The sequence below is a fragment of the Tenacibaculum profundicola genome (genome assembly GCF_057220795.1).
In genome coordinates this window covers 204021-219248 of record NZ_CM170137.1, presented here as the reverse complement: position 1 = coordinate 219248, position 15228 = coordinate 204021, and the positions used below count along the sequence as shown (strand labels likewise).

Annotated in this window: 9 protein-coding genes; 5 read left to right on the top strand and 4 right to left on the bottom strand. The window is 32.7% G+C overall.

Features of this window, described 5'->3' with window-relative positions; translation table 11 throughout:
* Nucleotides 1-35 precede the first annotated feature (35 nt).
* Nucleotides 36-1052: a LacI family DNA-binding transcriptional regulator gene (locus AC2TDS_RS00910; protein WP_484737248.1), complete on the bottom strand. Its 1017-nt coding sequence runs from the start codon at nt 1050-1052 to the stop codon at nt 36-38.
* Between the two features lie 196 nt (nt 1053-1248).
* On the opposite strand from AC2TDS_RS00910, the gene AC2TDS_RS00905 reads away from it, so the two are divergent.
* The 5 genes from AC2TDS_RS00905 (at nt 1249) to AC2TDS_RS00885 (ending at nt 11452) form a co-directional block, all read left to right on the top strand.
* Nucleotides 1249-4182 (top strand): SusC/RagA family TonB-linked outer membrane protein, encoded by a 2934-nt coding sequence (locus AC2TDS_RS00905; RefSeq protein WP_484737247.1) that lies wholly within the window; start codon nt 1249-1251, stop codon nt 4180-4182.
* A 12-nt stretch (nt 4183-4194) separates the two neighbouring features.
* Nucleotides 4195-5802: a RagB/SusD family nutrient uptake outer membrane protein gene (locus AC2TDS_RS00900; RefSeq protein ID WP_484737246.1), complete on the top strand. Its 1608-nt coding sequence runs from the start codon at nt 4195-4197 to the stop codon at nt 5800-5802.
* Between the two features lie 11 nt (nt 5803-5813).
* The gene (locus AC2TDS_RS00895; RefSeq protein WP_484737245.1) at nt 5814-6944 is read left to right on the top strand and encodes a SusE domain-containing protein; all 1131 of its coding nucleotides are present in this window, start codon (nt 5814-5816) and stop codon (nt 6942-6944) included.
* A gap of 29 nt (nt 6945-6973) precedes the next feature.
* Complete coding sequence (locus tag AC2TDS_RS00890; RefSeq protein WP_484737244.1) at nt 6974-8650, top strand: SusE domain-containing protein; 1677 nt, start codon at nt 6974-6976, stop codon at nt 8648-8650.
* Between the two features lie 75 nt (nt 8651-8725).
* Entirely contained in the window at nt 8726-11452 is a 2727-nt protein-coding gene (locus AC2TDS_RS00885) for an alpha-amylase family glycosyl hydrolase (protein ID WP_484737243.1), read from the top strand.
* Nucleotides 11453-12239: 787 nt separating this feature from the next.
* On the opposite strand, the gene AC2TDS_RS00880 is transcribed toward AC2TDS_RS00885, so the two are convergent.
* The 3 genes from AC2TDS_RS00880 to AC2TDS_RS00870 all read right to left on the bottom strand — a co-directional run bounded on the left by AC2TDS_RS00880 (nt 12240) and on the right by AC2TDS_RS00870 (nt 15147).
* The gene (locus tag AC2TDS_RS00880; RefSeq protein WP_484737242.1) at nt 12240-12560 is read right to left on the bottom strand and encodes a hypothetical protein; all 321 of its coding nucleotides are present in this window, start codon (nt 12558-12560) and stop codon (nt 12240-12242) included.
* 5 nt (nt 12561-12565) lie between these two features.
* A complete protein-coding gene (locus tag AC2TDS_RS00875; RefSeq protein WP_484737241.1) occupies nt 12566-13405 on the bottom strand; it encodes a sulfurtransferase in 840 nt (279 codons plus the stop codon).
* A gap of 416 nt (nt 13406-13821) precedes the next feature.
* On the bottom strand, nt 13822-15147 hold the full coding sequence (locus AC2TDS_RS00870) for a dicarboxylate/amino acid:cation symporter (protein ID WP_484737240.1): 1326 nt from the start codon (nt 15145-15147) through the stop codon (nt 13822-13824).
* Between the last annotated feature and the right edge of the window lie 81 nt (nt 15148-15228).

Below are 15228 nucleotides of genomic sequence, written 5' to 3'. Positions count from 1 at the left end.
TTTTTTCTTTAAACAAACGAAAAAAAAAAGTTTTTTTACATTCTACTTGATTCTCTTATTTTTAAATTACTTGAAATTACCTTTGTTTGTGGTAACCGATCTTTATCATCATTTTCAATACGATCAATTAGCATTTCTGCAGCTTGTTTTCCCATCGTAAACCCATGTTGTACAACAGTTGATATCGATGGTGAAGAATATTTTGAAATCAAACCATCTGTAAACCCAACAAAAGAAATATCATCTGGAATTCGGAATTTTTTCTCTTTAGCTATACGAATTGCTATTGCTGCATAAATTTCATTTACAGCAAATACGGCATCAATATCTTGCTCAAACATCGATTTTATCTGCGCTTCTATATCTTCTTCTTCGTCTATTTTTACGATTAAAGATTCTTTCACCTTTTTGCCGTAATCATGTAATGCTTTCTCATAGCCTAATAACCTATCTAACCCCACTGTGACATGTTCAGGAGTAGTTAAGATACCTATATTTTCACATCCTGATTCTAGTAAATATTTTGTTGCTTTATAACCAGCACCAAAATCCCCTACTGTCACTTTATCACAGGCTAAGGAGTTATGCGTTCTATCAAATAAAACCAAAGGAACATTATTATCTATTAATTTTTTAAAGTGATTAAAGTTCCCCTGTTCTAAGGTTTCTTTGGCTAAAGAAACCAATAACCCGTCTACACTCCCATTAGTTAAAACATCAATAGTTTCAGCTTCTTTCTTCTCCTGATCATTAGAAAAGCATACCATGATGTTATACCCTCTTTCTGTTGCCACATGTTCAATTCCTTTTATTACTGTTGAGAAAAAGTGATGTACAATCTGTGGTAAAATAATACCTATAACTTTTGTTCTTTGGTTCCTTAATTGTAGCGCCAAATTATTAGGCCTATAATTGTAATAATCAGCATAGGCTTTTATTCTATCTTTAGTTTCTTTACTAATCTCATGACTATCTCTTAAAGCCTTCGATACTGTTGAAGTTGCAACCCCTAGCTCTTTAGCGATTATCTTAATAGTAATTTTTGTTTTCATATTTTACAAAATTGATAATTATAATTACTGAATTTTACAAATATGTTAAGTTTAAGTTAATAAGTTATCAACACGAAAACGGTTTCGTAGTGTTTTCAATGCTTGCCGAGGTTTTTTTATTGCTATCTTCACGACGTGGAATGTAAAATTATTGATAAGTAACACATCAAATTTACATGTATTTTAATAAAAAACAATGAAGTATTATAAACTAACTATATCCAGTATACTACTACTACTGATTTCTTCTCCATTATTTTCCCAACAAATGTTGAGAGGAATAGTTTTAGAAAAAACAACGGGTGAAAGATTGCCTGGAGTTAATATTGTTATTAAAGGAACTACGAAAGGAGTATCATCAGATTTTAACGGAGAATTTCAATTAGAAAGCGTTAAAAATGGTGATATTGTTATTTTTAGCTCCATTGGTTTCGTTGAAAAAGAGATTCCAATAACTAACCAATTCGATATTACCGTAACTATGGTAGAAGACTCACAGCAATTACAAGAAGTTGTTCTTATTGGTTATGGTACTACAACCAAAAGGGATGCAACAGGGTCTGTAGAATCAATTCGAGCCAAAGATTTTACAAAAGGAAACATTGTTACCCCAGAAAACTTACTAAGTGGTAGAGTTTCTGGTGTAAGTATTAAAACAAGTGGTGCTCCTGGTTCTGGTTCTGAAATAAGAATTAGAGGTGGCTCTTCTTTATCAGCTTCAAATGCGCCTTTAATTATTATTGACGGATTACCTATTGACAACCAAGGAACCACAGGTTCTAGAGGTGTTTTGGCTAATATAAATCCAAATGATATTGAATCATTTTCTGTTCTTAAAGACGCATCTGCTACTGCTATTTATGGTTCGAGAGCTTCGAACGGGGTTATTATTATTACCACGAAGAAAGGGCAATCAAACTTTAGCTTTAATTACGATGTTCAATATACCTTTGGTGAAATAAGAAATCGTATTGACGTTTTTTCTGCTGATGCTTTTAAACAATTAATTCAGCAATATCGCCCTGGTGATATCGGACTTTTAGGAAATGCTCGCACCAATTGGCAAGATGAAATACTTCAAGAATCTGCTTCTTCTTTACACAATTTATCATTAAGAGGTAGCTTGTATGAAGCAGTTCCTTTTAGAATTTCTGTTGGTTTTACAGATCAGGAAGGAAATATTATTACGTCAAACTTTCAAAGAAATAATACTTCGTTATCTTTAACTCCTAGCTTACTGGAAGATCATTTAAAAATCAATTTTAATGTTAACAGAGTTCATGAGTTTAGTAGGTTTGCCGATTCAGGTCAATTAGGCGCTGCTTTAAGGTACGACCCAACACAAGCTGTATATAGTAACTCTAGATTTGGAGGCTTTTATCAGCATACAACGGTTAGCAATGGAACAACAATCGCTCTGAATGGAACCACTAACCCAGTAGCTTCTCTTTTACAGCGCTCAAATTATGGTAGAGCAAGTAGAACGTATGGTAACCTAGAATTTGACTACAAGTTTCATTTTTTACCTGAATTAAAAGCCGTGATTAATTTAGGGTATGATGAAACAACAGGTAATGGAACTGATATGACCACCTTAGCAGTACCCGTTACAAGTTCTAATCCGGATTTTATTGGAAATGATTCATTTAGTAATCAAAAACGTACTAATAAATTATTAGATGGGTATTTAAATTATAAAGCTAATCTTACTAAAAATATTATTGGTGATTTTACCGCTGGATACTCTTACCAAAAATTCACTAATGAAGGTTTTAATTCAGGAAACAGAAGAAGGAATCCAAATAATGACGCTGATACTTATACGGATGATCCGCTAGTTTTAATTGGTTTCTTTGGAAGAACTAATCTTACTTTTTTTGATAAATATCTGCTAACCGTCAACTACAGAAAAGATGGTACATCACGATTTTCTGAGGAAAATAGATGGGGTGATTTTGGAGGCGCCGCCTTTGCTTGGAAAATTAAAGAGGAAGCTTTTTTAAAAGATTCTGAGATAATTTCAGATTTAAAACTACGTGCTAGTTATGGTACTACCGGCCAACAAGACATTGATGCAAGAGGATTATTTCTTGAAAAATACCGATTAGGGAGCAACAGTTCACAATTTATTTTTGGATCGAATCCTATTACCATTGCAATACCTTCAGCGATCAATAAAGATCTTAAATGGGAAAACACGAGAACCATTGAATTTGGTATCGATTATGGCCTATTAAACAATAAGTTTACTGGTTCGATTAGTGCTTTTCAAAAGAATTCTACAGATTTATTATTTAATGAGGTTTCAGTAGCTGACGGAACAAACTTTTCAAACACCATCACTAAAAACATTGGTGAATTGCAAATAAGAGGGCTTGAATTTTCAGTAAATGGAGACCTTTTAAAAACTGATGATTTGTTGTGGAATTTTAATTTTAATGGTACCTTCTTCGATAGAGAAATTAAAGAGCTAGCTTTAGGACAAGATGTCCGCACTGGAGGAATTACTGGTGGTACTGGTACGAATATACAATTACTAAGAGAAGGTTTTGCTCCTAATTCATTTTTTGTATACAAACAAATATATGATGCCAATGGCCAGCCTATTGAAGGTGCATATATTGATCAAAATGGTGATGGAATAATTAATGATAGTGACAGGTATTTAAAAGGGAATCCTGATCCAGATATAATTTTAGGTTTCCAAACTAGTTTTGAATATAAGAAATTTGATTTGTCTTTCAATTTAAGAGCAAACATTGGTAATTATGTATATAACAATGTAAATTCTTCAAGAGCGCAGTTAGAATTATTACAAGATAACGCAGTACTTGGTAATATTCCAACGGCTGTATTAGACACTAATTTCTTAAGAACTTCTGATGTTATTACTTCTGATATCTATTTAGAAAATGCATCTTTCCTAAAAATGGACAATATAACTCTAGGATATACTTTCAATCCTATTAAAAAGTTTTCAAATACAAGTTTACGTTTATGGACTGGTATGCAGAATGTATTTACCATTACCAATTATAGTGGGCTTGATCCAGAGGTGTTCAATGGTATAGATGACACCATTTATCCTAGACCTCGTAATATTTTATTTGGCGCTAATGTTAAATTTTAAATCAGTTAAGAAATGAATATATATATCAAAAATTTGAAAACGGCTACCTTAGTAGCTTTGTTTCTAGCAATGGCATTTACTTCTTGTACTAATGATTTAAATATATCACCACAAGATGACGACAATATTTTAAGTGACAACCTATTTACTGATGAACAAGCTTATAAGCAAGTGTTAGCGGGTGTTTACGGTAATCTTTCCTTAACGGGAACTGACGGAGCTGAATCATCAATTGTTGATGGTTTAGACGCAGGTACAAGTCAATATGGTCGTGTGTTATTATATCTACAAACGTTATCAGCCGATCAAATGATTTGGTCGTACGAAAACGATCCAGGAACAAGAGAAATTCAAAGGAATATTTGGACTGCACAAAATCCTTTACTATTAGGAATGTTTGGTAGAGCACATGTTTCCATTGCCTTAGCAAATAATTTCTTACGAGAAACAACAGCAACGAAATTAGATGAAAGAAATGTATCGACCGAAACTAGAGCCGATATTTCTGCTTACAGAGCTGAAGCCCGTTTCTTAAGAGCTTTATCATACTACCATTTAATGGATTTATTTGGTAAAGCAAATTTTATCACAGAAGACACTCCTATTAATAGCACGCCTGAACAAGCAGATAGAACTGAATTGTTCAATTTTATAGAGTCTGAATTAAAAGCTATAGAAGATATTCTGTTAGATCCGATGACGAATGAATACGGTAGAGCCGATAAAGGTGCCGTTTGGATGTTATTAGCGAAAATCTATTTAAATGCAGAAGTTTATATTGGAGAAGATAAATACGCAGATTGTTTGTCGTATTGTGAAAGAATTATTGGTGGTGGTTATACATTGGCAACTAATTATCTTGACAATTTTATGGCTGATAACGATTCGAACACTGCTCGAAATGAAATAATCTTTCCTATTGTTTCAGATGGAGAAATTACTCAAAATTATGGCCCAACAACCGTAATGATAAATGGTGAAGTTGGTAGCATTGAAAAAAATGGAGCATCTCTAGGCGTTAATGATGGCGGATGGGGCGGAGCTCTTAGAATACGTAAACAGCTAGCAAACTTGTTTCAAAGTAGTAATTTTTCAAATGATACTAGAAATACAATTATCTCAGCAGATAGATCAATTGAAATCAATGACATTTCTGATAGAGATTCTGGATATATTATAACTAAATATTCTAATAAAACTTCAGCAGGAGCTAATGGTAAAGATCAAACTTTTACTGATACCGATTTCCCCTTGTTTAGATTAGCCGATGCATACCTAATGTATGCTGAGGCTCATCTAAGAGGTGGTGGTGGCTCAATGACCAACGCTTTGAACTATGTTAATTTACTTAGAACTAGAGCCAACAACCCTCAAATGTTAACAAATTCAGATTTAAACCTTGATTTTATTTTAGATGAAAGATCGAGAGAACTGCACTGGGAAGCTAAAAGAAGACAAGATTTAATCAGGTTTAACAAGTTTACCGGAGGTTCTTATAACTGGGCATGGAAAGGTAATGGAAGTAACGGAATATCCATTTCAAATAACTTAAACATTTATCCTATTCCTTCAAGTAGTTTGGCTGCCAATCCTAATTTAACACAAAACCCTGGTTATTAAAACTTACAACCATGAGAAAAATAATTTTAAAATATACATATGTAGTGTTTCTGGGAATAGCATCATTATTCATGAATTCATGTGAAGATAACTCTGAAACACTTTCTATAAACACGAATCCAACAGCGCCTGTTTTAACTGAATTAAATTTTAGCAGTATCGAATTAGATGCCACTAATATTAATAATCCAGCGGTAACTATGAACTGGACAAGTGCTGATTATGGTCAACAAATTGCCGTAAATTATACTATAGAATTTTCGAGAGATGAAGCTTTTACGCAGCCCATTAGTGGTGGTAACTTAACAGGTAAAAACGCATTGACTCTTTCTGTAGGAGAGCTAAATAGCATTGCTAGTAATGCTGGTTTAAACCCATTTGAATGGGCTACGATATACACAAGAATCATGGCTTCTATTGGTAGTCAAGATGCTGGCAAGATAAGTTCAAATATCATTAATTTTATGGTATATCCATTCTATAATTATCCATTTACAGACTACTATTTAGTTGGAGATGCGACGGCTCCAGGATGGGATAATAACAATAATAACCCACCTTTATTTAGAGATATTGATGATCCTAACAAGTTTTCTTATACAGGTAAATTCGGAGATGGTCAATTCAAAATTTTAGAAATTGTTGGTCAATGGCAACCACAATGGGGAACCAATGAAGCTTCTCTAATTAATAGCATATATTCAGGAAGTATTGATGTAAATCCTGGTGGTGGCGATGACCCTGGAACTTTCCCTTATAACAATAATGTCATGAATAATGGAAATTATACTTTTACTATAGATTTTACAACCAAAACATACGCTTTTGAGAGCTTTGATGCTTCTGGAATTACTAGTCCTACAAGTTTAAGTTTAGAAGGGAATGGTATTAAAGACGGCACACCAAAAGCATTTACACCATTAGGTTTTGATGGTCATCTTTGGTATGTAAACAATGTTAACTTACAACCAGGTACAATTACATTTATAACAAATAGTGGAAACAGCTGGGGTAGTACAGATTCTTTTGGAGGAATCGCAACGGTAAACGGTGGTGATATTCCAATAATTGTTGAGGCTCATTATAATGTTTGGTTTAATGACCTAACGGGTCAATACATTCTAATACCTCTTGATTTATAATTTAAAAAGATAACTTTAATATTTTACACATGAAATATTTTCTTAAAAAAACACATTTCTTACTACTAGCTATTTTACTGGTAGTAAGTGCATGTGAAGTTGATGATAATTTAAATATTATTGCTCCTGAACCTGCCTTTACACTAGAAACCCCCGGTATTACGAGCGTTTTTCTAAATTTTTCACTACCGAATAATCCAGCGTTTACCATTACTTGGAAAGACAATCTAACTGGAAGCAACAGTTACAATATTGAAATTTCAACGGATCAGGAATTTAGCAATCCTATGAATATCGGAACGTCAGATAGTAATTCATTTTCAATGACTACCGCCGATTTTAATAATGCTATTAACCAGTTAATTAATGCTTCTTTTAAAGATGTAGCTATTTATTTCCGAGTTAAAACAGGAGAAAACATAAGTAATTCTATTCTATTATTAGTTACTACATACCCTGTAAACCCACCGAGCTTCGTAGGTATTGAAGATGGCGACAGTTTTGAATTATTAGAAGAAAACAAAGATGATATCGCTGTGAACATGCAATGGGATGATCCTATTCTTGATTCTACATTAAATATCGATTTAGAATATATCATTGAAGCTTCTAACACTACAGATAACTTTGGATCACCTATTGAAGTAGCGAAAATAATAAATCAAAGTAATTTTGATTTAAAAGTTTCTAAACTAAATGCTATAGCGCTAGAAAGTGGTATTTCTCCTGATACTAATGGTGATTTATTACTAAGATTAAAATCTATTATTACTGATAATGGGAATATCCTAGAAAGAATAAACACCCCTATAAAAGTTAATGTAAAAACGTATGAAACAGTTTTAGATTTATCTACTAACTGGGGTATTGTAGGCGCTTTTAGTGGATGGGGAAGTTCCCCCGACGCTCCATTTTGGAAAACAGCAACTGATGGTATCTTGAACGCTTATGTTACATTACCTATAGGCGAAATGAAGTTCAGAGAAAATATGGACTGGGCGAATAATTTTGGTGATAATGGTGCTGATGGAACTTTGGAAGCTGGTGGGAGCAATATCAATATCACTGAGGCTGGTTCATATAAAATAACTATGAACTTAAATGACTTAACCTATATCATTGAAAAATTCTCAATTGGTATTGTTGGTTCGGTTTATAATAATTGGGGAGCTACCCCAGATTTCATGCTAACTTATGACAACTATTCTGATGTTTTTAGAGGAATTGTAAAGCTAGTAGACGGAGAAATGAAATTTCGTATGAACAATGCATGGGATATAAACTACGGTGATAATGGTGCAAATGGAACTTTGGAAGTTGGTGGTGATAATATTTCGGTAACGGAAGGTAACTATATTGTTACCGTTAATTTAAACGATAATACATATTCCCTAGAAAAAATAGATTATATATGGGGCTTAGTTGGTTCTTCATATAACGACTGGGGAGCCACCCCTGATGCGCAGTTTTCACGAGATTGGTCTCAACCTCTTGATGATGTTTGGATCTTAGAAAATGTTGATTTGTTGGATGGCGAATACAAATTTAGAGCCAATAATGAATGGGAGCTTAATTATGGTGATAATGGTGGAGATGGAACTTTAGAAGTTGGTGGTTCTAATATTAACTCTACTGCTGGTAACTATAGGATAACTTTAGATTTTTCTGATGGATCTAATCCTACCTATAGTGTAGTAACCAACTAGTTTCATTCAATAACAAAAAGGCTGTGTTATGTTAATAACAACAGCCTTTTTCTTTTTACAGAATAAAATACAATCATGAAAAAACGATACTTACTACTACTTCTTTTTATCAATATTGTTGCCTTTTCACAAGTTTCTACAACGCCTGGAACTCCAACTATTGATGATGAAATTATTATCACATTAAATACAACGGGTACGCCATTAGAAGGTTATGAAGGTGATATTTATGCTCACACTGGTGTTACTATTAATGATACTAGATGGCAAAACGTGATTGGAGACTGGGGAGATAATAGTACCCAGCCTAAATTTACAAAAACTTCAACGAACACCTACACCTTACATATCACAACGAATGTTTATTCTTTTTACAATGTAGACAGCTCAGAGGAAATAAGTGAAATTAACTTGGTTGCACGATCTACTGATGGTTCTATACAGACAACTCCGGATATTCATATAAATATATTTTCTACTGATTTAAACATTCAAATAATAACACCCGATAACAATGCTGTATATGACGCCAATACTTCCGTTTCCATTTCAGCAGAAGCTACAATGAACGCCAATATAGAACTGTTTGTTGAGAACAACTCCATAGCCTCAGTAACCAATAGTAAAAACATTGCAATAAATCACACACTTTCTTCAACAGGTCAACATACTATAAAAGCCATTGCCACAGTAAATAATACTCAAAAAGAAACTTCTATAAATGTCTATGTAAAAACTCCCACTCAAATTGAAACTAAGCCATCCGGAATTAAAAATGGAGTTACTATAAACACCGATACATCTGTTACATTTATACTATTAGCTCCAGAAAAATCGACAGTTTTTTTAATTGGCGAGTTCAATAATTGGAGTTTACATGAGGACTATCAAATGAAAAAAGACGGAGATCATTTCTGGATTACACTAAACAATCTGGATGAAAATAAAGAATATGCCTACCAATATTATATTGACTATACCAAAAAAATAGCTGATCCATACGCAGAAAAAGTATTAGATGAAGCCAATGACACCTATATTTCTACAACTAATTATCCAAATTTAAAAGAATTTCCTGAAGGAGCTTCTGGTATCGTTTCTACTTTTAAAATAAACGAAACTCCCTATACATGGCAGAACACATCGTTTACAAAGCCAGCAAAGGAAAACCTAATTATCTATGAAATTCTAGTGCGAGATTTTTCTGAAAACAGCAGTTTTCAATCTGTTATAGACAAGCTGAACTACCTAGAAGAACTAGGCGTAAATGCGATTGAACTAATGCCAATAAATGAGTTTGAAGGGAATGACAGTTGGGGCTACAACGTATCACAATTCTTTGCTTTAGACAAGGCCTACGGAACTAAAAACAAATTTAAAGAACTGGTAGACCAATGTCACCAACGTGGTATTGCCATTATTATAGACGTGGTGTTTAATCATTCTTATAGTCAATGTCCTTTATTACAAATGTATAATTATGAATTATCAAATGGTACAACCAATAATAATCCATTTTATAACGATGATCATAACTTTGAGAACAATGCTTTGCGTTTCGGTTTTGACTTTAATCATGAATCTAGCTACACGCAGCAGTATTTCAAAGATGTTATGTCTTATTGGATCAACGAATACAAAATTGATGGATTTAGATTAGATTTTACCAAGGGTTTTACCAATACCCCCTACCCTTCTTCTGGCGATCAGTGGGGAAATAATTACAATCAAGCACGTATTGATCGTTTATCAGACTACGCTACTTATGTTTGGGATACTCATGGAAATGATTTTTACTTTATTTTAGAACATTTAGCAGATAATTCTGAAGAAAAAGCCCTTGCCAACGCTGGTATGATGTTATGGGGTAAAATGACACATAATTATAATCAGAATACCATGGGGCACAATACCGACACCAATATTTCATGGGGATATTACAAAAATAGAGATTTTGAAAATCCAAACTTAATTACTTACATGGAAAGTCATGATGAAGAACGTTTAATGTATAAAAACCTTGAATACGGTAATTCTAATAGCACCTATAATGTGAGAGAACTCAACACAGCATTAGCCAGACAAGAACTCGCTGGAGTATTTTTCTTTACGATCCCAGGACCTAAAATGATTTGGCAATTTGGTGAATTAGGCTATGATATTAGTATCAATGAAAATGGTAGAACTGGTAAAAAACCTATAAAATGGGATTATTATGACGTAACTGAGCGTAAAAATATATTTGATGTTTGGGCAAAACTAACCTCCATTAAAAAAGAACATGACGTATTTTCTACTTCTAATGTTATTTTAGACGTTGATGGTTTGGTAAAAAGAATCAATTTAAATCATGATTCAAATAATATAGTTTTAGTTGGTAATTTTGATGTAGTAACAAAAAGTGTAAACCCTAATTTTCCTGAAACAGGAACATGGTATGATTTCTTTTCAAATACAACTATAACAGTTAATAGCACCAATGATCTTATATCTTTAGAACCAGGTGAGTACCGTCTTTACAGTAGCGCCCCTTTAGACAGCTCATTAGATATTGAAGATCAAGCACTAACGAGTACTACTGCTTTTGTATACCCTGTGCCATCTGAAGATGTTTTTTATATAAATACAGATGTTAAACATATTACTATTTTTGATTCTACGGGTAAATCAGTTAAACAATTTACAGGGCAATTTTTTAAAAATACCCCTTACCAAACTTCAGGTTTAAAATCAGGAATATACTTTGTTTCTATAACCACTAATGATAACAAAAGATTAGTTAAAAAACTTTTACTCCACTAACACATGATGAACATAAATGATGCTATATTAATTAAATCAACTTCCTATTACATCAATTTGTGATTCGATAGATTAAGACATTACAAAATTATTGTAGGATAGCGGAGAAGGATAGTAGTTATTGAATCCTTCTCCATCTAATCTCATAAAAAAGTATTATTTTCCTTTAGATATGATTGATTTTATATCGTGATCTGATTCCCTCAGGAAACGGGTTCCTTTCTAAAACTTCTCTCCAAGGTTCTGTTTGTGTTCATATTTCTTAACATTGACATTTTATATGCTCAAATTGCATACAAGAACGTATCTTTCAATGCCCTAGCAATTATAGAAATGCATATTAATATACTATAAATATCTAATTTTTTTTCTGTAAGCGCATCAACTACTTAATAAATAAACATATGATTTTCAAGTACTATGATGTAATTTGACCAGGCTATAGAGACTCTCACAACTACTTTCTCTAAGCATCCGAATAAATTCCAAAGTCTGTGTTTTTTTAAATCATACTCAAAAACTAAATTCGAAACCAACAACTACTATCGAATGCGATCACATCATTTGTACCATGGTTAGGTTTTCTTAAAACTAACGTTCATATTCATGGAGGAAACAATTATTATATAGTTCTTTTCGGAACTAAGGGCCACACTCTAGTGCTGTAAAACAAATATGGAACGTAGCTATTGATTTTTATAACACATTAATAATCGATCTAACGCGTTGAAAAAAAGCTGTTTTTTCTAATTCTTTTGAAGAATGAAAAAAATACTTAAGTTTTCCATTAACTTAGAATTTTAGTCAAAAGCACATATATGCTTTTTTCTAGATTATCTACTGTTCCATCAGCAAATATTACATTTTTAATATCTTCTAATAACTGTTTTTTATCTATATCAGAATAATTATTAGCCTCTAAATACTCTTGAATTTTGGACAATTTAATATGATCATTCGAGTCGATTACAATTTCTGTATGAATTTTATTATATAGATCTTCATTTATTTTAGATAAGATGTAATCACTTTCCTCCTTTGTTTCAATATGATTGTAATGTGCTACAAACAAAAGAACGTATGTCTTAAACTCTTGCTTACTCCACATGGTAATTATTTTTCTATCGGTAACTCTAATTTACTAGCCCATTCTGTCCAAGAACCATCATACACGCTATAATTTTCTAGTCCTACTATTTCTGCTCCTAATGCAAGAATACAAGCGGTAATACCAGAACCACAGGAAAAAATAAGTGATGAAGATGTTGTTATAGTATCTCCAAAAATCTCAGCTAATTCATCTGGGTTTTTCATCACTCCATTCATTTGTAATTCAGTATAAGGCAGGCTTTTGGATTTGGGTATATGACCTCCTCTTAAATCCTGTCGAGGTTCAGGTATAGTAGCATAAAACCTATCACTAGAACGAGCATCTAACACACATACATCCTCTTCAATTGCTTTCAACACATCTTGTGTGCGTTTGACATTTTGTTGCTGATAAATAGCTCTAAAATTTCCTTTTCTAACTTCTTTTTTCTGTCGTACTTCAGTTAAGAAACCTGCATTTTCCCATGTGTGTAAACCGCCATTTAAGACGGCAATATTGTTAAATCCGAATGTTTTAAATAACCACCAAACCCTTGGTGATGAGTACACTCCTAAAGCATCATATACAATGATACAACTATCACTATTAATACCTATTTTTTGCGCTTCCTCTTCAAAAGTTTTTTCTTCTGGTATTGTATTAGGATATATGGAGTTCTTATCTGAAAACACATTTTTTAAATCAAAGAAAACAGCTTTTTCTATCTGCTTTTTTTGATTTGTATCATTTAACTCGAATCCAACTTTTTCTATGGTCGCGTCTAAAATTATCAGATTCTCTGCATTTATATGCTCATGTAACCATCCTATTTCCACTATAGGAACATCAACTTTAAGCTTCATCAACTCTTCGTTTTTAAATTAGGCTTTATTTTATAATAAGTATTTTCAGGAAATAATTATTTCCTGAAAATAAATTACTTTCTTTTCTAATTTCACTTTCAGCATATTATTAGTGTATAAAATCTCACCTGTGTTCATTACATTTACTTCAACTCGCTTCACTACAATCATGTCTGTACCTACAAATCCAGTTATTATAGTCTTTATAACAGTCCAGTTGTAAGGAGTACAGATAGTTATGTCATGATAACTTTACACTCATGAACAAGAGTTAAAGTAATATGTTTTTCAGGTATATCTCCATAAATAAAAGCATAAAAATCATAGATTCATTCTAGAAAATTGTGTTATTTTAGCATTAAAACGTTTATACTTATCCTAGATTTGAAATTTTATAATTTCTTCAATTTTAATAATTATTTCACTTCATCGTAATTATCATCCCAATTTTTTGGATGAGGTTCACCTAGTTTTCCAACCGATTTTGCAACTAACGTAGATACTGTTGCATCTCCAGTTACATTAATTACAGTTCTACACATATCTAAAGGTCTATCCACAGCAAATATAAGGGCTAATCCGATTGCCAATTTATCTGATGGAAAGCCGACTGATTCTAATACAATAACCAACATTACCATACCTGCTCCAGGAACTGCAGCTGAGCCAATAGAAGCTAATAAAGCTGTTAATATAATTGTTAACTGATCACCAAACGATAAATCGAAACTCAAGGCCTGTGCAATAAATACAGCTGCTATTGCTTGGTATAAACTTGTTCCATCCATATTAATGGTTGCACCTACTGGCAATACAAAACTAGAAACCTCCTTATCTACTCCTACATGCTCTTCTACTCTTTCCATGGTAACAGGCAGTGTCGCTGCACTAGAACTTGTAGAAAATGCCAATAATTGTGCAGGGCTAATTTGTTTTAAAAACCATATAGGGTTCTTTTTGGTAAAAATGCTAATCAAAGCCATATAAAAAACAATCATTATTAATAACCCTCCCACTACTGTTAAAGCATATTTTAGTAAGGCTACTAAAAGATCTGGATCATTTGATGATACCACAACATTCGCCAATAAGGCAAATACAGCATAAGGTGCGGATAACATAATTAAATCGACCATTTTGAGAACCACTTCATTCAATGAGTCAAAAAACATCTTTAAGGGTTCTGATTTCTTCTCACCAACTAATAGCATAGAAATACCTAAAAAGATAGTAAAGAAAATCACCTGTAACATTGATTTGTTATTTCCCATTGCTTTCATGGCATTATCCGGTACCATATCTACTAAAAACTGTAGAGGACCACTTGATCTTTGCAGTGTAGCTTCTGCAATTTTAGATTGAACGCTACCGCTATTAGCATACGCTTCTGTTAATTTGTTTATGGTTTCATCAGAAATCCCATGCCCTGGCTGCACTATATTTACTAATAGCAATCCTATGGTGATGGCAATAACGGTTGTTCCCACATATATTACAATCGTTCGTAAACCTATATTTCTAAACTTGGATATATTCTTTAAATCTGAAATCCCTTTTACTAAAGAAGCTATTATTAAAGGAACAGCAATTAATTTTAAGAGTTTTACAAATATGGTTCCCAATGGTTTTATCCAATCCCCCACAAAAGTAGTCCCTCCGTCTATAAATGTCATTGCTAAACCGAATAGAATACCTAAAATCATTCCTATCAGAATTTGCCAATGTAATGCTAATTTTTTCATATAAATAGTTATTATTTCTCAGTGCTAAAAGTATAAATAATTATTTAAAAAAATATGACTTATAATTTGTACTTTGTGTCG